Origin of the sequence: Pseudomonas sp. 9.1(2019) (assembly GCF_009910445.1) — a bacterium.
Classification (GTDB): Bacteria; Pseudomonadota; Gammaproteobacteria; order Pseudomonadales; family Pseudomonadaceae; genus Aquipseudomonas; species Aquipseudomonas paraversuta.
The window spans coordinates 621,801-643,217 of the sequence record NZ_VBWF01000005.1 but is presented as its reverse complement, the minus strand read 5'-3'; the positions used below and the strand labels follow the sequence as shown (position 1 = coordinate 643,217).

At 59.5% G+C, this 21,417-nt stretch carries 22 protein-coding genes; 12 read left to right on the top strand and 10 right to left on the bottom strand.

Going from position 1 to position 21,417, the window contains the following annotated elements:
- The first annotated feature begins 2 nt into the window (after positions 1–2).
- Entirely contained in the window at positions 3–1,337 is a 1,335-nt protein-coding gene (locus tag FEZ21_RS09005; protein ID WP_160626901.1) for a sigma-54 dependent transcriptional regulator, read from the top strand.
- Between the two features lie 213 nt (positions 1,338–1,550).
- Complete coding sequence (locus FEZ21_RS09000; protein ID WP_003442854.1) at positions 1,551–2,870, top strand: MFS transporter; 1,320 nt, start codon at positions 1,551–1,553, stop codon at positions 2,868–2,870.
- A gap of 70 nt (positions 2,871–2,940) precedes the next feature.
- Here the strand turns inward: FEZ21_RS09000 and FEZ21_RS08995 are convergent, their stop codons facing one another.
- Positions 2,941–3,696 carry a membrane protein gene (locus tag FEZ21_RS08995; RefSeq protein WP_010655743.1) on the bottom strand — a complete coding sequence of 252 codons (756 nt, stop codon included), beginning with the start codon at positions 3,694–3,696 and terminating at the stop codon, positions 2,941–2,943.
- Positions 3,697–4,088: 392 nt separating this feature from the next.
- Here FEZ21_RS08995 and FEZ21_RS08985 point away from each other — a divergent pair, with 392 nt between their 5' ends.
- Both FEZ21_RS08985 and FEZ21_RS08980 read left to right on the top strand, forming a co-directional pair.
- On the top strand, positions 4,089–4,346 hold the full coding sequence (locus tag FEZ21_RS08985) for a hypothetical protein (RefSeq protein ID WP_003442858.1): 258 nt from the start codon (positions 4,089–4,091) through the stop codon (positions 4,344–4,346).
- A 221-nt stretch (positions 4,347–4,567) separates the two neighbouring features.
- Positions 4,568–5,188, top strand: a complete 621-nt coding sequence (locus tag FEZ21_RS08980; RefSeq protein WP_003442875.1) for a flavin reductase family protein — start codon at positions 4,568–4,570, stop codon at positions 5,186–5,188.
- Between the two features lie 3 nt (positions 5,189–5,191).
- Here FEZ21_RS08980 and FEZ21_RS08975 read toward each other — a convergent pair whose 3' ends face one another.
- Both FEZ21_RS08975 and FEZ21_RS08970 read right to left on the bottom strand, forming a co-directional pair.
- The gene (locus tag FEZ21_RS08975; protein WP_003442877.1) at positions 5,192–5,425 is read right to left on the bottom strand and encodes a hypothetical protein; all 234 of its coding nucleotides are present in this window, start codon (positions 5,423–5,425) and stop codon (positions 5,192–5,194) included.
- Positions 5,426–5,457: 32 nt separating this feature from the next.
- A complete protein-coding gene (locus tag FEZ21_RS08970) occupies positions 5,458–5,772 on the bottom strand; it encodes a putative quinol monooxygenase (RefSeq protein WP_003442878.1) in 315 nt (104 codons plus the stop codon).
- Positions 5,773–6,090: 318 nt separating this feature from the next.
- Here FEZ21_RS08970 and FEZ21_RS08965 point away from each other — a divergent pair, with 318 nt between their 5' ends.
- Complete coding sequence (locus FEZ21_RS08965) at positions 6,091–7,020, top strand: AraC family transcriptional regulator (protein ID WP_003442880.1); 930 nt, start codon at positions 6,091–6,093, stop codon at positions 7,018–7,020.
- Here the strand turns inward: FEZ21_RS08965 and FEZ21_RS08960 are convergent.
- A complete protein-coding gene (locus FEZ21_RS08960; protein WP_160626899.1) occupies positions 7,015–8,646 on the bottom strand; it encodes a 5-guanidino-2-oxopentanoate decarboxylase in 1,632 nt (543 codons plus the stop codon). The two genes, FEZ21_RS08965 and FEZ21_RS08960, sit on opposite strands and share 6 nt — an antisense overlap.
- A 111-nt stretch (positions 8,647–8,757) precedes the next feature.
- Here FEZ21_RS08960 and FEZ21_RS08955 point away from each other — a divergent pair, with 111 nt between their 5' ends.
- Positions 8,758–9,642, top strand: coding sequence for a LysR substrate-binding domain-containing protein (locus tag FEZ21_RS08955; protein WP_160626897.1), 885 nt, complete (start codon positions 8,758–8,760; stop codon positions 9,640–9,642).
- Positions 9,643–9,704: 62 nt separating this feature from the next.
- Here the strand turns inward: FEZ21_RS08955 and FEZ21_RS08950 are convergent, their stop codons facing one another.
- On the bottom strand, positions 9,705–10,319 hold the full coding sequence (locus tag FEZ21_RS08950; protein ID WP_160626895.1) for an NAD(P)-dependent oxidoreductase: 615 nt from the start codon (positions 10,317–10,319) through the stop codon (positions 9,705–9,707).
- A 43-nt stretch (positions 10,320–10,362) separates the two neighbouring features.
- Positions 10,363–11,247 (bottom strand): MBL fold metallo-hydrolase, encoded by an 885-nt coding sequence (locus FEZ21_RS08945; RefSeq protein ID WP_010655741.1) that lies wholly within the window; start codon positions 11,245–11,247, stop codon positions 10,363–10,365.
- A gap of 113 nt (positions 11,248–11,360) precedes the next feature.
- Here FEZ21_RS08945 and FEZ21_RS08940 point away from each other — a divergent pair, with 113 nt between their 5' ends.
- Positions 11,361–12,260 carry a LysR family transcriptional regulator gene (locus tag FEZ21_RS08940; RefSeq protein ID WP_003442894.1) on the top strand — a complete coding sequence of 300 codons (900 nt, stop codon included), beginning with the start codon at positions 11,361–11,363 and terminating at the stop codon, positions 12,258–12,260.
- A 324-nt stretch (positions 12,261–12,584) separates the two neighbouring features.
- Here the strand turns inward: FEZ21_RS08940 and FEZ21_RS08935 are convergent, their stop codons facing one another.
- Entirely contained in the window at positions 12,585–13,478 is an 894-nt protein-coding gene (locus FEZ21_RS08935; RefSeq protein WP_010655740.1) for a helix-turn-helix domain-containing protein, read from the bottom strand.
- 174 nt (positions 13,479–13,652) lie between these two features.
- Between FEZ21_RS08935 and pobA the strand changes: the two genes are divergently transcribed.
- Positions 13,653–14,837: a 4-hydroxybenzoate 3-monooxygenase gene (gene pobA / locus FEZ21_RS08930; protein ID WP_127196154.1), complete on the top strand. Its 1,185-nt coding sequence runs from the start codon at positions 13,653–13,655 to the stop codon at positions 14,835–14,837.
- A 60-nt stretch (positions 14,838–14,897) separates the two neighbouring features.
- Entirely contained in the window at positions 14,898–16,415 is a 1,518-nt protein-coding gene (locus tag FEZ21_RS08925) for an MDR family MFS transporter (RefSeq protein WP_003442909.1), read from the top strand.
- An 81-nt stretch (positions 16,416–16,496) separates the two neighbouring features.
- Here FEZ21_RS08925 and FEZ21_RS08920 read toward each other — a convergent pair whose 3' ends face one another.
- The 3 genes from FEZ21_RS08920 to FEZ21_RS08910 form a co-directional block, all read right to left on the bottom strand.
- Positions 16,497–17,318 carry a hypothetical protein gene (locus FEZ21_RS08920; protein ID WP_003442921.1) on the bottom strand — a complete coding sequence of 274 codons (822 nt, stop codon included), beginning with the start codon at positions 17,316–17,318 and terminating at the stop codon, positions 16,497–16,499.
- Between the two features lie 61 nt (positions 17,319–17,379).
- Complete coding sequence (locus FEZ21_RS08915) at positions 17,380–18,378, bottom strand: NAD(P)-dependent oxidoreductase (RefSeq protein WP_003442923.1); 999 nt, start codon at positions 18,376–18,378, stop codon at positions 17,380–17,382.
- Positions 18,379–18,430: 52 nt separating this feature from the next.
- Positions 18,431–19,324, bottom strand: a complete 894-nt coding sequence (locus FEZ21_RS08910) for a LysR family transcriptional regulator ArgP (RefSeq protein WP_003442925.1) — start codon at positions 19,322–19,324, stop codon at positions 18,431–18,433.
- Between the two features lie 99 nt (positions 19,325–19,423).
- Here FEZ21_RS08910 and FEZ21_RS08905 point away from each other — a divergent pair, with 99 nt between their 5' ends.
- From FEZ21_RS08905 to FEZ21_RS08895, 3 genes are all read left to right on the top strand, one after another.
- Complete coding sequence (locus FEZ21_RS08905; protein ID WP_003442927.1) at positions 19,424–19,825, top strand: ACT domain-containing protein; 402 nt, start codon at positions 19,424–19,426, stop codon at positions 19,823–19,825.
- A 5-nt stretch (positions 19,826–19,830) separates the two neighbouring features.
- Positions 19,831–20,433: a LysE/ArgO family amino acid transporter gene (locus FEZ21_RS08900; protein WP_003442932.1), complete on the top strand. Its 603-nt coding sequence runs from the start codon at positions 19,831–19,833 to the stop codon at positions 20,431–20,433.
- 186 nt (positions 20,434–20,619) lie between these two features.
- Positions 20,620–21,216 (top strand): superoxide dismutase, encoded by a 597-nt coding sequence (locus FEZ21_RS08895; RefSeq protein WP_003442934.1) that lies wholly within the window; start codon positions 20,620–20,622, stop codon positions 21,214–21,216.
- Positions 21,217–21,417 lie beyond the last annotated feature (201 nt).

Below are 21,417 nucleotides of genomic sequence, written 5' to 3'. Positions count from 1 at the left end.
ACATGCTCAATTCGGTTATCGTGGTCGATGACGAGGCCAGTATTCGCAATGCCGTTGAGCAATGGCTGAGCCTCAGCGGTTTTGACGTGCAGTTGTTCAGTTGCGCTGAAGATTGCCTGAGCCAGTTACCCGCACATTTCGCCGGTGTGATTGTCAGTGATGTGCGCATGCCGGGGATGGGGGGCCTGGCCCTGCTGAACCGCTTACAGCAGCTGGACCCGGATCTGCCGGTCATTCTTCTGACGGGCCATGGCGATGTCCCGATGGCGGTCGAAGCCATGCGCGATGGCGCTTACGACTTTCTGGAGAAGCCTTTTAGCCCCGAAGCGCTACTGAGCAGCCTTCGGCGCGCGCTGGAAAAGCGCCGGCTGGTACTGGAGAACCGTCGTTTGCACGAACAGGCAGACCTGCGCCAGCAGATCGACGGGCGCCTGCTCGGCATGTCCCGCAGCTTGCAGACCTTGCGCCGCCAGGTGATGGAACTGGCGCCGCTGCCGGTCAATGTGCTGATTCGCGGCGAAACCGGCAGCGGCAAAGAACTGGTCGCCCGCAGCCTGCATGACTTTGGCCCGCGGGCCGACAAACCTTTTGTCGCGCTCAATTGCGCGGCGATCCCCGAACAATTGTTTGAAGCCGAATTGTTCGGTCACGAAAGCGGCGCGTTCACCGGCGCCCAGGGCAAGCGCTTAGGCAAACTGGAATATGCCGATGGCGGCACCTTGTTTCTGGATGAAATCGAAAGCATGCCACTGGCCCAGCAAGCCAAATTACTGAGGGTGCTGCAGGAGCAAAAACTCGAGCGCCTGGGCTCGAACCAGAGCATCGCGGTAGATTTGCGGGTGATCGCCGCAACCAAACCCGACTTGCTCGAAGAAGCCCGCGCCGGACGCTTTCGCGAAGACCTGGCCTATCGCCTGACGGTGGCCGAACTGCGCCTGGCACCTCTGCGCGAACGCCGTGAAGACATTCCGTTGTTGTATCAATACTTTTCCCACACCGCGGCCGAGCGTCTGGGCCGTAGCGCGCGGCCACTCAGCGGGCCGCAGCTATCGCGTCTGCTGAGCCACGACTGGCCCGGCAACGTACGCGAACTGGCCAACGTTGCAGAACGTGACGTCCTGGGCCTGAGCGAACCCCAGTTTGAAGACCTCAATCCTGGCCAGTCCCTCGTGGCGCAACAGGAAGCCTTTGAAGCGCAATGCCTGCGGGCCGCCCTTAGCCGGCACAAAGGCGATATCAAGGCCGTGCTCAACGAGCTGCAACTGCCGCGCCGCACCCTGAATGAAAAAATGCAGCGTCATGGACTGGTACGTGAGGCATTCACACAACCTCTGTAGGCCCGAGCGCTTCAGAGCGGCCGCGAACAGTTTGCGCGCCATATAGGCGGATTTCCGCTCATCCAAACATCCCGCCCGGCGGATACCCGCTCATTTCCTATCGTTCCCCCCTTATAAACCGGGGGTTCAAGCCTTGGCACAACTCCTGCTATAGCCCTGCAAGCTCGCGTTTTGACGCGCTATAAAAAAACAAATAAAAGAAGGATCCATTTAATGGATAACTCAAGCTCCCTGTCTGCCGGGTCTGCTGCAACCCCGAAAGAAAGAACCACCTCCAGCCGCATCAAATCCATTTTCAGCGGTTCCGTCGGCAACATGGTCGAATGGTACGACTGGTATGTTTATGCCGCGTTCTCGCTGTACTTCGCCAAAGCCTTTTTCCCGAAAGGCGACACCACTGCCCAATTGCTCAATACCGCCGCGATCTTCGCCGTCGGCTTTTTGATGCGCCCGATCGGCGGCTGGCTGATGGGCCTGTACGCTGACCGCAAAGGCCGTAAAGCCGCGCTCATGGCTTCGGTACTGCTGATGTGCTTCGGCTCGCTGCTGATTGCCCTGTCCCCAGGTTACGAAACCATCGGCGTATGGGCGCCGGTCCTGCTGGTCTTCGCCCGCTTGCTGCAAGGCTTGTCGGTGGGTGGCGAGTACGGTACCTCGGCGACCTATCTCAGCGAAATGGCGACTAAAGAACGTCGCGGTTTCTTCTCCAGCTTCCAGTACGTCACCCTGATCTCGGGCCAGCTCATCGCGCTGGGCGTGTTGATCGTGCTGCAACAGACCCTGACCGAAGAGCAGCTGTATAGCTGGGGCTGGCGGATTCCGTTCGTGATCGGTGCCCTGTGTGCAGTGGTTGCCCTGTATCTGCGTCGCGGAATGGAAGAGACCGAGTCCTTCAAGAAGGTCAAAGCCGAGCCTAAAGAAAGCGCCATGCGCACGCTGATGCGTCATCCAAAAGAGTTGATGACCGTAGTCGGCCTGACCATGGGCGGCACACTGGCGTTCTATACCTACACCACCTATATGCAGAAATACCTGGTGAACACGGTCGGGATGAGCATCTCCGACTCCACCACCATTTCGGCCGCCACGCTGTTCCTCTTCATGTGCATCCAGCCCCTGGTGGGCGGGCTGTCCGACAAGGTTGGACGACGTCCGATCCTCATCGCCTTCGGTGTACTGGGTACCCTGTTCACCGTGCCGATCCTGACCACACTGCATACCATCACCACCTGGTGGGGCGCGTTTTTCCTGATCATGGCGGCGCTGATCATTGTCAGCGGTTACACCTCGATCAACGCCGTGGTGAAAGCCGAACTGTTCCCGACCGAAATCCGCGCTCTGGGTGTAGGCCTGCCTTACGCACTGACGGTATCGATCTTCGGCGGCACTGCTGAATACATCGCCCTGTGGTTCAAAAGTGCAGGTATGGAAACCGGCTATTACTGGTACGTGACGGCGTGTATCGCCTGTTCGCTGCTGGTGTACATCACGATGAAAGACACCCGCAAACATTCGCGGATCGAGACCGACTAAACGTCCCGGGCTCTGCAGGAGCGAGCTTTTAACAGAGCGCCAGACAAGCTCGCTCCTGCAAGTTCATCGTTTAAGACAACCCGGCCACCGCAGGCCGGGTTTGTTTGTTTTTGACATAGGCGGCGCCGGCGATCATCGCCACCAGTATCCCTGCCAGTACCAGCGACGAGCCGACAGTGCCGAAATCCAGTCCACCCTTGTCATGGGGCTTGGTCAGGAAGTCGCCCAGGGTCGCGCCAAAGGGTCGCGTCAGCACGAACGCCACCCAGAACAACACCACCGACGAGATGTTGCTCAAGTAACGTGCCAGCACCACAACGGCAATGGTTGCCCCGATGAACAAGGCACCTCCCGCAAAACCCAGCCCCGAATCATCCGCCAGGTAATCGCCCAGGGCGGTACCCAGGGTGTTGGAAAACAGAATCGCCATCCAATAGAACATCTCGCCGCGCGGGGTCTGCACCTTGCTGACGTTGAGTGACTCGCCGCTCCATTTCCACAGCGCAAAAATCGCCACCAGTATCGACACCAGAATCAATGAGCCCGTGGCGTAACCCAGGCCCAGTGTGCGGTCCATAAAGTCCGACATGGTGGTGCCGGCCGTACTGGTGGACAGAATCACCAACCAGTACAGCACCGGGTTGTAGGTTTTCGAGAACAACTGAGTCAGCAAGGTCAGAACGAACACGCTGATAAGGATCATCGAGCTAACGGCATAACCCACATTGAGGGTCATGGACAGCAAATCGCCGGCGGTTTCTCCCAGGGTCGTGGCGCAGATTTTCATCACCCAGAACGCAAGGGTGATTTGGGGAAGTTTATTCATCGGGTAAAGGCTCCAGGTGGCAGGGTGCAAAGCCGTTGCAGTTGTCGGCTTTTTTGCCCGCTGAAGACTGCTGCCCGCCCGGTGAAAAATAGGTAACGCGAAAATGAAAAGTCCGTCCGCGGGTGCAGTTTTTTTCAAGATTAATAGTCAGTTAATGCTGATAGCCCACTATCAATCTCAGCGAAACATCAGTTCATGGATGATTCGCAGCGCCCTCGGCCAACAAGCTGAGCAGCCTGCAGATCACATGATTGAGCGCGCCAATACATCGAATAAACTGATTACTTAGTGCTAATTTTTGCGCTTTTTAATCAATTTAATCGGCGTAGTCTTAAACCCATAGCAACGAAACATCCCGCTCTTCACAAGAGTCCGCAACAAGGAGCACGACCATGAAAACCAAATTTATCCTCGCCGCCGCCCTCTCAGTCCTGGCCTTCAACGCTTTTGCAGGCGACGGATTTGATCGCACCCAATCAGCAACCTTTGCTGAAGATGGCTACAGCCGCACAGGTTCTGCCGCAGTCGCTGCCGACGGTTATGACCGCACCGGTTCTGCCACCTTTGCCGAAGACGGTTACAGCCGCACCCAGTCGGCCACCTTCGCCGCCGATGGCTATGATCGTACCCACGGCGCCCGCTTCAGCTAACACCTGAAGTTGCCACTCCAGCCCGGCTTCGGCCGGGCTTAGTCGTTTCTGGAGCAAGGTAAAAGGCAATGGCCTCCTACTTGTAGGCGCGAGCTTGCTGCTGCAGGTAGAAAGGGGCTCAATCACGCCAAAAATATCAAAAAGCCAATCTTGTTTTGTCATTCAACAAAATGGCTTGCACTATATAGCCCCTCTATCCCAGCCGTTTGCGGACTCCTGCCATGCATGACGACATCCATTTCTATGAGCCCGCCAAGGGCCACGGTTTACCCCATGATCCATTCAACGCCATCGTCGGGCCGCGGCCGATCGGCTGGATTTCGTCGCAGGATGCCCAGGGCCGGCTGAACCTTGCGCCCTACAGCTTTTTCAATGCGTTCAACTACATCCCGCCAATCATCGGGTTTTGCAGTGTTGGCCGCAAAGACAGCCTCAATAACATCGAGCAAACCGGCGAGTTCGTCTGGAACCTGGCTACCCGGCCTTTGGCCGAGGCGATGAACCAGAGCTGTGCGATGGTCGCGCCAGAGATCAATGAATTCGAATTGGCCGGGCTGACGACCGTGGCCTCACGGGTAGTAAGCGTGCCCCGGGTGGCCGAAACCCCGGTGTCGTTCGAGTGCAAGGTGACGCAGATCATTCAGCTGCAAAGGGCAGACCAGGAACTGGTGCCAAGCTGGCTGATTCTGGGGGAAGTGGTGGCGGTACATATCGCCAGGCATCTGCTTAAAGACGGGATTTACGACACTGCCGCCGCTGAACCTATTTTGCGCGGCGGCGGCCCGGCGGATTACTTCCAGCTGGGGCCTGAGGCGCTGTTCAAAATGCACCGCCCCCGCTAGTCGTTACCAGACCAGTTCGGCGTCTTCAGTAACGCCCTGCAGGTCTTCAAGCTTTTGAGCGGCGGCCGCATCGGCTTCGGTCGCTGTTTTAAAAGTCTGATCGATCAACACTTTGTGAAAGCGCGGCGCGCCGCCTTCGTACAAGGCTTTGACTGCAATCGCCGCATGGTAAGTACCGGGTTCTACCGGAACAACCGCTGATACCGCTTCAAAATGTGCAAACTCTTTACGCGCCATGCTGAAAACTCCGGCCACAAAAAACCGGCATTCTACCTGTTCAACCCGCCTGCATCGCTGAAGGTTTTAAAATCGATGCTTTCAACCACCTGTTGGTGCACCAGCACGCTGTAAACCTCCATCACCGGGGAGTTGAAGTAGGCTTGCATCGAGGGTTCATCCTGCCAATGGCCCACGACGTGCCACAACAGCGGGTCGGTGTCGCAATGCTGCAAGGCAAAGTGCATACAACCGGCGGCTTTACGGGTGGGCTCGAGCAGTTGGTTGAGGCAGGTCTGCACTTGGGCCGAGCACCCTACGCGAGCGCGGACCAAGGTCATATGACTGACGGCACTGGACTGGGGCATGGTGGCCTCCACAAAAGAAAGTGGCATGGGTGAGAGGTTCAAAGCTTATAGCCCGGCGCTCCTGGCCGTTAGTCGATTCCTGCCCCTGGCTTGCACAATTCTGCAAAACCTCGCACGTCCCCCTCCTCTGCCCAGGTACTCACCAGACTGACTGGGCGCTATGCTTTCAAGCAATCATCGACCTCTGCCACGGCCTCGCCGGACAGCCAACCCCGGACAGCGACAGAATCAGGCAAGCCTTCGACAGGAATCGACTACCCCTGCGCCTTGCACAAATTTAAGCTGTGCCCACTCTGCCGCTTTAACGAGGATGCTCCCATGTCACTGCTGGAACCGCCGCGCCCCGCGCTCGACCCCGCGCTAGAAAAGCAGCGGGTGGAACTGGCTGACCTGATCCACCGTCACGCCCGTGAAGACGGCACGTTCACTACTCCCGTCGAGGCGCTGTTCGTTTCGCGCTACAGCCGGCCCAGTGACTTTTCCCCCAGCCACCCCAAACCGGCCCTGTGCATCATGGCCCAGGGCCGCAAGGAGGTGCGGTTAGCCGATGAGTACTTTGCCTACGATCCGCTCAATTACCTGGTGGTTTCGGTGTCGATGCCCATCAGCGGCCGGGTTCTGGAGAGTGATCCCGAACAGCCGGTACTGGCCCTGCGCCTGGATATTGATCCGGTAGACATCACCACCTTGATCAGCGACGCCGGGCCCATGGGCGTACCGTCACGGCCTGCGGGGCGGGGCCTGTATGTCGAACCCATCGACCAGCCGATGCTCGACGCATTGCTGCGCCTGACCCGCCTGCTCGACACGCCGAAAGATATCGCCATGCTTGCGCCCTTGATCCGCCGCGAGATTTTGTACCGCCTGTTGCGCAGCCCGCAGGGCTACCGGCTGTATGAAATAGCCAGCGAGAACAGTCAGACGCATCGTGTTAGCCGGGCGATTTCCTGGCTCAACGGTAACTTCGAACAGCCGCTGCGCATCGACAGCCTGGCCCGGGAGGCCAATCTCAGCGTGTCGACCTTGCACCACCGCTTCAAGGCGATGACAGCCATGAGCCCGTTGCAGTACCAAAAACAGCTGCGCCTCAACGAAGCGCGGCGGTTGATGCTCAGCGAGGGGCTGGATGCATCGGCCGCCGGCTACCGTGTGGGCTACGAAAGCCCTTCGCAATTCAGCCGCGAGTACAGCCGCCTGTTTGGTGCGCCACCGGTACGGGATCTGGCGCGCCTGCGAATGAGCCTATAGCGCCAGGGATTTTTGCCAGTGCAGCTCGTCGATTTCGATCAGGGTCGGCCCCTGACGGTCGGCGGCACTGGCCAGCGCTGCGCGCAGTTGCCCTTCGCCCTCCACCGCCAGTGCGGCACAGCCCATGGCTTTAGCCACACCGATAAAGTCCGGAGTGTAGATATCGACGCCCACCGGCTCGATGGCACGATTGAGCATGTACTTCTTGATTTCGCCGTAACCCTGGTTGTTCCACAGCAACAGGATAATCGGCGTGCGAGCTTCAACCGCGCTGGCCAGTTCGGACAGGGTAAATTGCAAGCCGCCATCGCCGATCAGGCATAACACCGGACCACCCGCCTGGCTGCCACTACGACGCCCCAGCCAGGCACCAACGGCCGCTGGCAAGGCATACCCCAGGGTGCCGTAGCCGGTGGAAGAGTTGAACCAGCGCCGCGGCTGATCGGGATTGAAGGTCAGGTTGCCGGTGTATACCGGCTGGGTCGAGTCGCCGACACATACTGCATCCGGCAATACATCGAACAGGGTCTGCAAAAAGTGCGTTTGCGCCCGGGTCGGCGCATCCCAGTCACTTGCCAGTTGCGCCTGCAAGCGGCTGACCCGCGCCGCGCCCCATTCGGCACCGCGTGCCGGCAAGACGCCAAGTTCAGCCAGCAAGGCTTCAGCCGCCACTCTGGCGTCTGCCACCAGGGCCAGCGCGGGTGCATAGTTGCGAACCGTCTGATCCGGGTCGATATCAATCCGCAGCAAGACCCCGGGAATTTCAAAGCCACCGGCAAAGGTGATGTCGTAATCGGTTTCGGCCAGCTCGGTGCCAATGGCCAAGACTACGTCCGCTTCGGCGACCAAAGCGCGGGTGGCCACCAGGGACTGGGTGGAGCCGATCAGCAGCGGATGGGCGGCAGGCAGCATGCCCTTGGCGTTGATGGTCAAGGCCACGGGCGCACCCAGCCGTTCGGCCAGTTGTTGCAGCGCCGGGGCCGCGTCAATTGCACCGCCACCGGCCAGAATCAATGGCCGTTTGGCCTGGGCCAGACGCTGGCCCATCTGTTCGATAGCAGCGGGCGCCGCGCCAGCACGAGCAATGCTGACCGGTTGGCTGGCAAGCAGCGCATCAGCATTTTCCACCAGCACATCCAGCGGAATTTCGATGTGTACCGGCCGTGGACGTCCCGCCTGGAACACGGCAAAAGCGCGGGCCAGTACGGCCGGCAGTTCAGCCGCCGACATCAGGGTGTGGGAAAACGCCGCCACTCCAGCCACCATCGCACTCTGGTTCGGCAACTCGTGCAGCTTGCCGCGGCCACCGCCCAACTGACTGCGCGACTGCACACTGGAGATCACCAGCATCGGAATCGAATCGCCATAGGCCTGGCCCATTGCCGTGGTGATATTGGTCATGCCCGGGCCGGTAATGATGAAGCACACCCCGGGTTTGCCACTGGTACGGGCATAGCCATCAGCCATGAAGCCGGCACCCTGTTCGTGACGCGGGGTCACGTGATTGATCGACGAGCCCGCCAGCCCGCGATACAACTCAACGGTATGCACGCCGGGAATGCCGAATACCTGATCAACCCCGTAGGCCTCCAGCAACTTGACCAATACTTCGCCGCACGTCGCCATCTGTCCTGCCCCTCTTGTTGTTCTAAATGAACCATTGAAGCGGGCGAGTGTGGCGCGCACAACGCAAACCTGCTCATACTAGCCATGTCCTGTGCTCATGGCTGACTCCTGATGAAACGCCTTCCGCCACTCCCTGCGCTGCATACTTTTTTAATCACTGCCCAATGCTGCAACTTCACCCGGGCCGGAGAGCAGTTGCATATCTCCCAGGGTGCCGTGAGCCGGCAGATTGCCGGGCTTGAAGATCACCTGGGCTATGCCCTGTTCCACCGCCAGGCACGGGGCTTGAGCCTGACCGAGCAAGGCCAGGCGCTGTACCCGAGGATCGAGCAGGCCTTCGATCTGATCGGTGAAGCGGTCGAGCAGGCCAGCGTGCGCCGTATCCCGCTGCAGATAAAAGCTCCGACCTGCATGTTGCGCTGGCTGTTGCCCAAATTGATGGAATGGCAAAAGCTGCGCCCGGACGTGCCGGTAGAACTGACCAGCAGCATGGAGCACGGGGTGGATTTTCGCCGTGAGAGCTTCGATGCCGCGGTGATTTACAGCGCCACCCCGGGACCAAAGCGCCTGGGCCAACACCTGCTTGATGAGCAACTGACCCCCGTATGCGCCCCGCAGTTGCTGGAGGGCAGCGAAGCCATCAATAGCCTGGACGACCTTAAGCACCACACGCTACTGCACCCCAGCCGCGATCAACGGGACTGGAGCAATTGGCTGAATGCAGCCGGAGGCGATGTCGCGAGCATCTGCAAAAGTCAGTACTTCGACACCCTGGACCTGGCCATGACGGTGGCAGCCCAGGGCAACGGTGTCGCGATAGGTGACTGGTCACTGATCGGCGACGACCTGAAGAGTGGCCGCCTGGCCCTGCCATTTGATTTGAAAGTACGCACCGGAGCGGTGTATCAGCTTGTCTGCTCGCCGCGCGCAGAAGCTTCGGCGCCGCTGCGCGAATTAATGGAATGGCTGGTCAAGCAGGCAACAACAACGCCGTAGGGGCGAGCTCGCCTCGCGACAATACTGTCACCAGACCTGCTCGCCCCTGTCACAGCCGGTAATCAGTAACCGACCGTAAACCGCTGACGCGAATGCTTGGGGTGCTCCACTTCATCGAGCATGGCGATGGCGAAGTCGGCGAAGGTGATCCAGCTTTTGCCTTCGGCACTGACCAGCAAATGATCTTTGCCCAAACGGAATTTACCGGTGCGCGGGCCTTCTACAAACTCGGCAGACGGGGAAATAAAGGTCCAGTCCAGGTCCTTCTCGGCGCGCAGGGTATCCAGATAAACGCCTCCGGCTGTGGCTTCCGGCTTGTACTCGGCAGGGAAACCCGGGCTTTCGATGACCTTGGTATTGTCGGGCAGCAACAGCGAACCCGCACCACCGACAAACAGCAGGCGCCTGACACCGGCTTTTTTTACCGGGTCGATGATGGCCGCAGCCGGCAGGGTCGAGAAGTGCGCAGCACTCAACACCACATCGTTACCTGCCACCGCCTCTTGCAGCGCGGCTGCGTCGTTGATGTCCACATCCTTGGTCACAACTGCGTTACGGGCGCCGATTTTCGAAGCATGGCGGGCAATGGCCGTAACGCTGTGACCGCGACGCAGGGCTTCTTCCAACAATTGACTACCCGCACGACCGGTAGCGCCGATAATTGCAATCTTGCTCATGACATTCTCCAGCTGGATTGATGGGTGGCAGGTAAATCCTGCCTCACCACTGCACTTCGTCTTTGGCTACTTTGGCGCTCAGTTCCAGCGAAGATTCTTCGCCCAGATCCGGGTAGCGTTTTTTCATCGCGGCGATCAATTCTCCCGAATTGCGGGCCTTGAGGGCTTCTTCGTCAAAGGCCTTGATGTAGTCGCGGGTGAAATGTACGGCGTTCAGGGAGCGGTCGTTCTGCCCCAGGTAATGACCGGGCACGACCACTTGCGGTTGCAGGCTGTCGATACGTTTGAGAGTGGCCAGCCACTGCCGGTGGGACTGCGGGGTCTGGGTATCGGCCATCCACACGTGCAGGTTGTCGGCCACTACCACGCCGCCGACCACCGCCTTGAGCGAGGGAATCCAGACGAAGGTGCGATCCGGCTGTCTGCCGCCCAGACCTACGATGTCCAGCTCACGCCCTTCAAGCTCCAGGGTGTTGCCCTTCAACACCTGCGGCACGATCAACCGGCCAGGTACATCCTGGCCCATCTGCGGCCCCCAGTACGCCAGCTTGGCGTCCTTGGTTTTATTGATGTGCTCGACGGTCGGCCCCGAGGCCAGCACTTTGGCGTCCGGGAAGGCCCGGGTCAGGGTTTCCAGGCCGAAGTAGTAATCCGGGTCGCCATGGCTGATGTAGATGGTGGTCAAGTGTTTGCCGCTGGCGCGGATCTTGTCGACCACTTGCCGGGCCTGGGCGGCGGCAAACTGGGCATCAATCAGAATCGCGTCTTTTTCACCGCTGACCAGCACTGAGGACACCGGGAAAATGGCCGCAGCACCGGGGTTGTAGACGTCCAGGGTCAAGGGGGCCGGGGCCGCTGCCGCGTGGGCAGCAAAGCCCAGTACGGCAGCACCGAGAATGAAACGGCGCAGGGTGGAAAATCCAGGCATGGGAGGTATCCAGAGTCGTGGGACGATGCAGGTGATGGACAGAGCTTAGTAGCACCCCAGCCAACTAAAAATGCGATGCTTGAACATAGTCTGTTTCGGATATCGGGCAAATCATGGATCGTCTTACTGCAATGCGGGTGTTCACCACCGTCGTCGACCTTGGCAGCCAGTCAGCGGCGGCCGATCATCTGGACCTGTCGCGGCCTGTGGTGTCGCGGTACCTGGCTGAACTCGAAGAGTGGGTGGGCGCCCGCTTGATGCACCGCACCACCCGCAAACTGAGCCTGACCGCCGCCGGTTTCGAAACGCTGCCCCGCTGCCGGCAATTACTGGAACTGGCAGATGACCTGCAGGCCACAGTCAGTGTTCCCGGTGATGCGCCGCGGGGTTTGCTGCGGATCAGCGTCAGCACCTCATTCGGCCAGGCCCAACTGGCCGCTGCCGTTGCTGACTATGTGCGGCTCAACCCGCAGGTCAGCGTCGATCTGCAAATGCTCGACCGCACAGTGAATCTGGTGGATGAACGGATTGATCTGGCAATTCGCACCAGCAATGACCTGGACCCGAACCTGATTGCCCGCAAGCTGACGGTCTGTCGTTCGGTGTTATGCGCAGCACCGGCCTATCTGCGCGAGCACCCGGCACCGCAACAGGTCGATGACCTCAGCCGGCACAACTGCCTGACCCACTCCTACTACGGCAAAAGCCTGTGGCATTTCACCCGGCGCGGCGAAGAAATAGCGGTGCCGGTGCAAGGCAACATCAGCGCCAATGAAGCCAGCACCCTGTTGAGCGCCACACTGGCAGGGGCCGGAGTTTCATTGCTGCCCACCTATCAGGCCGGGATACATGTGCGCCAGGGCACACTGGTCCGTCTGCTGCCAGATGCCGAACCCCGGGTGATGAACATTTACGCGGTGTATGCCTCGCGCAAGCACATGCCCGCCACGTTGCGCAGCATGCTCGACTTTCTCGCCGGGCGCTTTACCGAAAAACCGGCGTGGGATGCCTGAAAAAACATCTAGAGCGCGGCCACATAATCTTGCGAATAGTCCATTTGGAGGATGAAGCGCTGCAACTCCACTCGTACAACTAGCATGGCAAGTCCTTAGGTCTGAACTAGCCTCAATGGTGTGACGTCTAGGAGATGAATGCCATGACCACTAAAACAAAAACCAGATGCATGACCTTGTTTCTCATTTTTGCTGCCGCTGTCATCTTTGCTGGCGCTTGCTACCGCGCCGAACAAACCCGGCAAGCAGTCGGATATACCGTCAGTTGCAATGGCGGGCACTGTAATTCTGCGTTTAGCGCTCTGAGGTAAGGATGCCCCGGAGTCAGACCGGACTGCTGTTGTCAGTCCGGTCTGTACGAAACGCGCTGGGCGAAGTCCCGGTCAGGCGCCGGAAAAAACGCGCAAAATACGCCGGGTCGGCAAAACCCAGGCTATCGGCCACTTCGCTGATGGTCATCGGTGTGTAGATCAAATGCCGTTTGGCCTCCAGCAACAGGCGCTGATGAATGATCTGCAACGCTGACTGCCCCGCCAGTTCACGGCAGATGCTGTTTAGATGCGCCACCGAAATGCCTACCTGATGCGCTAACTGCTCCACGGCGGGTTGTTGGCGAAACAGGATCTCGACCCGTTGATTGAACAGGCTCAAATACTCCCGGCCACGTTGTGGCAATTGCCGCGCTTCACGCCGTGCGATGACTTGGCGCGTGACCCACACCAACAGCACGCTGATGAGCGATTGCAGGAGCATGTCCCGGGCCGGCCGGGCGCCCGCATATTCGCTTTGCAGCACGCTGAACAGATTATTCAGGTAATGCCGATCCTTGCCCGCCGGGTAACTGGCCGCCCTTTGCAAAGCACTCAGCGAACCGCCCAGCTGGGCTTGCAACTGCGCCACCAACGGCGCGGCCAGCGTCAGGACATAGCCGTCAACGTCAGGGGAAAACTGAAAACCGTGGACGCATAACGGCGGGATTACCTGAATCGCAGATTGCTCCAGCACATGCTGCTGGCCTTCGATTTCAACCTGCGCCCGCCCCTTGTGCACGTACAGCAACTGGCACAGATCTGCATGCCGATGGGGGCGAATCTCCCAGTCGTGGACACGGCTGCGCAACGAAATGGTTTCGCAGTGCAGTAGGTCGGGACTGAGCCAGTCCTGCTGCTCACCATAAAGCTTGAAGACCGGGATCGACGGATAAGAGGAAAGATTCATAGCGCCAGTGTCTAAAGATGGGTCAAGGGCCGATAACCGCACCGATTAGCGAAAAGTACCGGTAATGACGTGGTTATCACCTTCTATTGCCCGCTTCGCAAGCGAAAAATACAAGCACAAACTAATAAGAACCACCTCGCCCTTAACGGCCGGGGCTTGCGAGAGACCACCACGATGAGAACTCAAGTCGCCATTATCGGTGCCGGCCCTTCAGGCCTGTTGCTCGGTCAACTGCTGCATGGAGCGGGCATCGATAACATCATTATCGAACGCCAGACTGCCGATTACGTCCTGGGGCGAATCCGCGCCGGGGTGCTTGAGCAAGGTATGGTCGACCTGCTGCGACAGGCCGGAGTCAGCCAGCGCATGGACGCTGAAGGCCTGGTGCACGACGGTTTTGAACTGGCACTGGATGGCCGCCAGGTCCATATCGATCTCAAGGGTCTGACCGGCGGAAAAACGGTGATGGTCTACGGCCAGACCGAAGTGACCCGCGACCTGATGGCTGCACGTGCGCAAGCAGGCGCGCAAACCCTGTACAGCGCCAGCAACGTCCAGCCCCACGACATGAAAACCGATGCGCCCTACCTGACCTTTGAGAAAGACGGCGAAAGCTGGCGCCTGGATTGCGACTACATTGCCGGCTGCGATGGCTTTCACGGAGTGGCGCGCCAGTCGATTCCCGGCGACGTACTGAAAATCTTCGAGCGCGTTTACCCCTTCGGCTGGCTCGGGGTGCTTTCAGATACCCCGCCCGTCAACGACGAACTGGTTTACGCCAAACATGAGCGCGGTTTTGCCCTGTGCAGTCAGCGCTCGGCAACCCGTAGCCGTTATTACCTGCAAGTGCCGGCCGATGAGCAGGTCGAGGACTGGTCCGACCAGCGCTTCTGGGACGAACTCAAGGCCCGCCTGCCGCAGCCCCTGGCCGAACGTCTGGTGACCGGCCCGTCAATCGAGAAAAGCATCGCGCCGCTACGCAGCTTCGTGGTCGAGCCCATGCAGTACGGACGCATGTTTCTGGTGGGGGACGCCGCACACATCGTGCCGCCCACTGGGGCCAAAGGCTTGAACCTGGCCGCCAGTGATGTCAGCACCCTGTTCAATATTCTGCTCAAGGTATACACACAAGGTCGCACCGATTTGCTGGAGCGCTACTCCGAGGTGTGCCTGCGGCGAGTGTGGAAGGCCGAACGCTTTTCGTGGTGGATGACCTCGATGCTGCACCGTTTCCCTGACAGCGACAGCTTTAGCCAGCGGATTACCGACAGTGAGCTGGCATATTTCGTCGACTCTGTGGCAGGGCGCACGACCATTGCAGAAAATTACGTGGGCCTTCCTTACGAGGCTATCGAATAGCAAGCTATCGAGTAGACTGGGCGGCATTCCACCACAGGCATGCCGCGCACAGGTGTTGTAGTGACCAATCTGAATCAGCCCCCCCAATCCAGACCCGCCATACGCAGCATTCTGGTTGCCCTGATGCTGGCGATTTTCCTCGGCGCGCTGGACCAGACCATCGTAGCCGTCTCCATTCCTGCCATCTCCGCCCAGTTCAAGGACGTCAGCCAGCTGGCCTGGGTGATTTCGGGCTACATGGTGGCCATGACCGTGGCCGTTCCCATCTACGGCAAACTCGGCGACCTGTACGGGCGCCGACGCCTGATGCTGTTCGGCATGGGCCTGTTCACCCTGGCCTCGCTGTTTTGCGGGCTGGCGCAGAACATGGAGCAACTGGTGCTGGCGCGCATCATTCAGGGGATCGGCGCGGGCGGGATGATTTCGGTAAGCCAGGCAATCATTGGCGACATCGTGCCACCCCGCGAGCGCGGGCGTTATCAGGGCTATTTCAGCGGCATGTACGCCATTGCCAGCGTTGCCGGGCCGGTTCTGGGCGGCTATATGACCCAATACCTGTCATGGCGCTGGGTATTTTTGATCAATTTGCCCCTGGGCCTGGCAGCGTGGTGGATCTCGTACCGCACACTGGTCGGGCTGCCCGTGCCGCAACGCAAACCGATCATTGATTACCTGGGTACGGTATTGATGATTGTCGGGCTCACGTCATTGCTGCTGAGCATCACCTTTATCGGTCAGGGCCATAGCTGGCGGGATACTCAGGTGCTGGGCCTGCTGCTGGCTGCGCTGATTGCCCTTGGCCTGTTCGTACGGCATGAGCGCCGCACCCTGGAGCCGTTGCTGCCAATGCACCTGTTTGCCAACCGCAACGCGGTGCTGTGCTGGTGCACGATTTTCTTCACCAGTTTTCAGGCAATTTCGCTGATCGTGCTGATGCCGCTGCGTTATCAGAGCATCACCGGCGCGGGCGCTGACAGCGCCGCCATGCACCTGTTGCCACTGGCCATGGGCCTGCCGATGGGCGCTTACTTTGCGGGACGCATGACCTCGGTTACCGGCTATTACAAACCGATGATTCTGGCGGGCGCGGTGCTGATGCCCCTGGCCATTTCCGGCATGGCATTCAGCCCGCCAGGTTCGGAGGTATTGAGCGGCGTCTTTATGTTGTTCGCCGGGATTGCCGCCGGGCTGCAGTTTCCGACCTCGCTGGTGGGTGCACAAAACTCGGTACAGCAGCACGACATTGGCGTGGCCACCAGCACCACCAATCTGTTCCGCTCACTGGGCGGCGCAGTGGGTGTGGCGTTGATGTCGGCCTTGTTGCTGGCGCTGCTGCACGGTTCCTTGCTGGCCCCTGCCGGCGGCACAGGGATGCTGGTTGAAGGCAGCTCGGGCAACCTCTTGCTCGACAGCCTGAATACAGTGCAAGGCCCTGCACTGGCGAGCCTTCGCGCAGAATTGCTGCAGACCTTCCGTCACCTGTTACTGATCAGTGCGGCAATCTCGCTGCTGGGGTTGAGCGCCGCGATAGCCATGCCCAATCAGGTGCTGCGCGGTCGCGAAGACAAGGCGCAGTAAATTATTGGGCCATCGGTGCAGTCGTGAACACTGCACCGATGCCATCGCCAGCAAGCTCGCGGCTAGAGGTGTTGCACCCCATCAAGGCCGAGCGCTGATCTGCTTCTGCAAGTTTTGAATCTGGCTTTGCAGGGTATTGATGTTGCGCGTCACCTGGCCACGGAAGGCGTCAAACTCAGCGGTATTGGTGCCCTGGGCGGGTGCCGGGCGGTTCTCCAGTTCACTTTTGAGCACCATCAAGTCCTGCTCCAGACGCTCTACCGCTGCACCCGGGTTGCCCTGTTTTTTCAGGGCCGCCACGTCCACCGCTTGTTGCGCGACGCTGGCTTTGAGTGTGGTCAGTTCACTGCCCAGGCTTTTGATATCGGCTTCGAGCCTGGTCTGGCTTTCTTTCTGGGCCGTCACCTGCAGCAACATCGCGGCATTGATCTGCTCAAAACGGTTGTCCAGTTCGCCCTGCTGCCCCGCCACCATGCCTTGCTGGCGCGTGCTCTGCTCCTGCAGCTGCTCTTCAATCTGCTTGATCTGCAACTTCAGGGCTTCGCTGCCGTTATTGATGTTCGACTCGCTGGCCACCACCTTGCCCGATATGGCCTGCAAGCGTCCCGCCGCATCCTCGCTGATACGGGCAAAGCTTTCCTGGGTCGCCACCAGTTGCTGCTCCATCAGCGAAATCTGCTGAAAGCTCCACCACCCCAGCCCCGCAACCGCCAGCATCAATGCACCGACAAGCACCCACAAAGGTCCGGTACTCGGCCCCTTGACCTTGATCACCGGCGTGTTGCGCGAGTACACCGTGGTGCGTTCACGGGCACCGCCAGCCGGCTCCAGCGGGTCCTGATCAGCCGCCGTGGCGCGCAGGAGCGGTACATCGTGAAAGTCGTCGCGGGCATCATTACGCATGGCTAAACCTTTTTTGAATCCTGAAAATGGGGTCAAGGTACAAGCTTCGGACACCAGAGGGTTAACGGTAAGGCGATTCCTGGGCTTTCCACCAGCCGCAAAACTCGTCAAGCGCCGCCCACAGACTGACTTTAGGGTCGTAGTCCAGATAGTGCCGGGCGCGGCTGATGTCGAGAGTAAAGTCCTTGTCCATGATCTGCACGCCCAGGCGCGACAGGGTCGGCTCAGGCTGACCCGGCCACAGTTTGCAGGCGGCCTCGTTGAGCGCTCCCTGGCTGTAGGCCAGACCATAGCCTCGGTAGCGGGTAACTTGCGGCACGTTCATCTGGCGCATCACGTAATTGATCACATCCCACAGCGGAATGGGTGCGCCATTACTGATGTTGTAGGCCTTGCCCAGGGCCGAACCCGTGGTCAGCAGGCTGCTCATCAAGGCTTCGTTGAGATTCTGGATGCTGGTGAAATCGACCTTGTTCAGGCCATTGCCGACGATGGCCAGCCGACCTTTGCGTTGCAGCTTGAGCAGGCGCGGGAACAGGCTCATGTCTCCCGCCCCGGTGACGAATCGCGGACGCAGGGCAATCACCTCAAGGCCGAACTCCTGGGCACCGAAGACTTTTTGTTCCGCCAGGTTTTTGGTCGCGGCACAGGGATGCCGGAAACGCCGGGGCAACTGTTCTTCAGTCAAATCGGTATGGGAGCGGCCATCGAAGTACAGCGATGCCGAAGACAAATGCACCAGGCGCCGTACTCTCTGCTTCAGACAGGCTTCCACCACATTCTCGGTGACCAGCACGTTGTCGCGGTGGAAGTCCTGATAACGACCCCAGGCGCCCACGTGACCGGCGCAATGCACCACGGCATCGACATCGACACACAAATCGCGCACCAGCAAGCCATCGGTCAAATCACCCGGGATAAATTCAGCCCCGCGCCGCACCAGGTGTTCAACACCTTCGGCCCGTCGCCCGCTGACCCGTACGTCAAAGCCCTGCTCCAGGGCAGAACGCGCAAAGCGTCCGCCAATAAAGCCGCTCGCGCCGGTGACCAGAATCTTCATCAATCACTCCAAATGCTGTAATTCTTGTTGCCTGCTGTTTAAACGCTGGTTGTCAGGCCAAAGGCACTAACCAGCGGGGTGCCGAGCGCGTTAAATGCTCGGTCAGTTGCCCCAGCAGTTGCCCACCGTTGCGCCAATGATGCCAGTACAGTGGCACGTCGATCGGTTTATCTGCCAAAAGCTCCACCAAAGCCCCGCTTGCAAGCTGCTCGCGCACCTGCAATTCAGGTACCAGCCCCCAGCCCAGGCCGGCTTCGGTGAGGCGAATAAAACCTTCGGAGGACGGACACAAATGGTGCTCGAAGCCGCCGTCGACCCCAAGGGATGCCAGGTAGCGATGTTGCAAAAAGTCATCCGGGCCGAATACCAGCGCGGGGGTTTTTGGCAACAACCCGGCACTCACCCCCTCGGGAAAATGTCGGGCAATGAACGCCGGGCTGGCCAGTGCGCGGTAACGCATGGCGCCCAGCAATACGCTACGGGCCCCGGCCACCGGACGCTCACTGGCGCACAGGCAGGCGGCCACTTCACCGGCCCGCATCCGTTTGAGGCCCACGGTTTGATCTTCAACCACCAGGTCCAGCAACAGGTGCTGGTCGGCACAAAAGTCCCCCACCGCCACGGCCCACCAGGTGGCCAGACTGTCGGCGTTCAAGGCAATGCGCAGCCGTTCGGGCAGGCCTTCATCGTCCAGGGCCGGGACCGCACTCTGCAAGTCACGCTCAAGCAGACGCACTTGCTGGACGTGGTTGAGCAAACGCCGACCAATCTCGGTCGGGCTCGGCGGTGTGGCGCGAATCAGCACCGGCTGGCCGATGCGTGCCTCCAGCAGCTTGATCCGCTGGGAGATGGCCGATTGCGAAAGGCCCAGGACCTGGGCCGCCCGTTCAAAACCGGCCTGCTCTACGACTGCGGCAAGGGCAGAGAGTAATTTATAGTCGAACATCAGTTTTCCTAATGAGCGATCAGCAATATTGGTTTTTCTTATACAGCTTCAGCCCCGAGAATAGCCAGCATCACTTTTCACTCTTCAAGGATTTACTCCATGGCCGGCGAAACCGCCCTGGCAACTCTGTTGCGCAGCATGAGCCCGCACCTCAACCAGGGTGACTACGTGTTTTGCACCCTGCCCGACCACCGCATCCCGGACAGTTGCGAGGTGATCGGCAGCTTTCGTGAACAAGAAGGCCTGACACTGATTGTCGAGCGCCAACAGGCCGAACAGGCCGGGCTTGCCTATGACTACATCGCCGCCTGGATCACCCTCAATGTGCACTCGGCGCTGCAGGCAGTCGGCCTGACAGCAGCCTTCGCCACTGCCCTGGGCCAGGCCGGAATCAGTTGCAACGTGATTGCCGGTTATTACCACGACCATCTGTTTGTCGGCCGCAGCGATGCAGATCGCGCCATGACAGTACTGAGTCAATTGGCAGCCAGCGCGGAGTAAGAACCATGTGGCAAAGTTATGTGAACGGCTTGCTGGTGGCCCTGGGTTTGATCATGGCTATTGGTACCCAGAATGCCTTTGTGCTGGCGCAAAGCCTGCGCCGGGAACATCACCTGCCGGTGGCGGCCCTGTGCGTGGTATGTGATGCCCTGCTGGTGGCTGCCGGTGTGTTTGGCCTGGCCACAGTGCTGGCGCAAAACCCTTTGTTGCTGGCCATCGCCCGCTGGGGCGGCGCAGCCTTCCTGCTGTGGTACGGCACCCTGGCCCTGCGCCGGGCCTGTTCGAAACAAAGCCTTGGGCAAGGTGAAAACCATAAGGTGCGTTCATTACGCGCGGTGATGCTCAGTGCCCTGGCGGTGACCCTGCTCAACCCCCATGTGTATCTGGACACCGTGTTGCTGATCGGCTCCCTGGGCGCCCAGCAAACTGAACCCGGCGCATATGTCGCAGGTGCCGCCAGTGCCTCGCTGCTGTGGTTTTCCGCCCTGGCCCTGGGTGCCGCCTGGTTGGCCCCGTGGCTGGCACGCCCGGCAACCTGGCGCTGGCTGGACCTGCTGGTGGCGGTGATGATGTTCAGCGTGGCGTATCAATTAATAAGTGCCGGCTGATGCGGGCCAGAGCGTTTGCAAAATCTTTGGAACCTCTATTCCACACAGTTGTTGCGTGGTTTTGCCGCACCCCCGGTGCTATGATCCAGCCCCTGCGCCGCGAAGAGTAAAAACTCATCGGCGCGTGTTTGGCCGCCCGTGATCGGCCTTGCGCTCATCGCAACTGACCTGATTAGGAGAATCATCATGGCTTTCGAATTGCCGCCGCTGCCCTACGCACACGATGCCCTGCAGCCGCACATCTCCAAAGAAACCCTGGAGTTTCACCACGACAAGCACCACAACACCTACGTCGTGAACCTGAACAACCTGGTGCCAGGCACCGAGTTCGAAGGCAAAACCCTGGAAGAGATCGTTAAAACCTCTTCGGGCGGTATCTTCAACAACGCCGCTCAGGTCTGGAACCACACTTTTTACTGGAACTGCATGACGCCAAACGGCGGCGGCGCACCTACTGGCGCGCTGGCTGATGCCATCAACGCAGCCTTCGGTTCGTTCGACAAGTTCAAGGAAGAGTTCAGCAAGACTTCCATCGGCACCTTCGGCTCCGGCTGGGGCTGGCTGGTGAAGAAAGCTGACGGTTCCCTGGCCCTGGCCAGCACCATTGGCGCCGGCAACCCGCTGACCAGCGGCGACACCCCGCTGCTGACCTGCGACGTTTGGGAACACGCTTACTACATCGACTACCGCAACGTGCGTCCGAAGTATGTTGAAGCGTTCTGGAACCTCGTTAACTGGAAGTTCGTTGCTGAGCAGTTCGAAGGCAAAACCTTTACTGCTTAAGCCTGACTCCAGGTAAAAAAAACCCGGCATGCCGGGTTTTTTTTGTCTGCCTGAAAGTGTCTGCCCCGCCCCTGCCCGGTTTCGGGCCAGCCGTATCAAGACACCCTATATTTTTCATTCAGCCCCTCAAGTTAAAGAAGCCGCAGACCGACACATTAGCTGCCGTGAATATCTGCAGCGGTACTCAGGCACCTGGCCAAA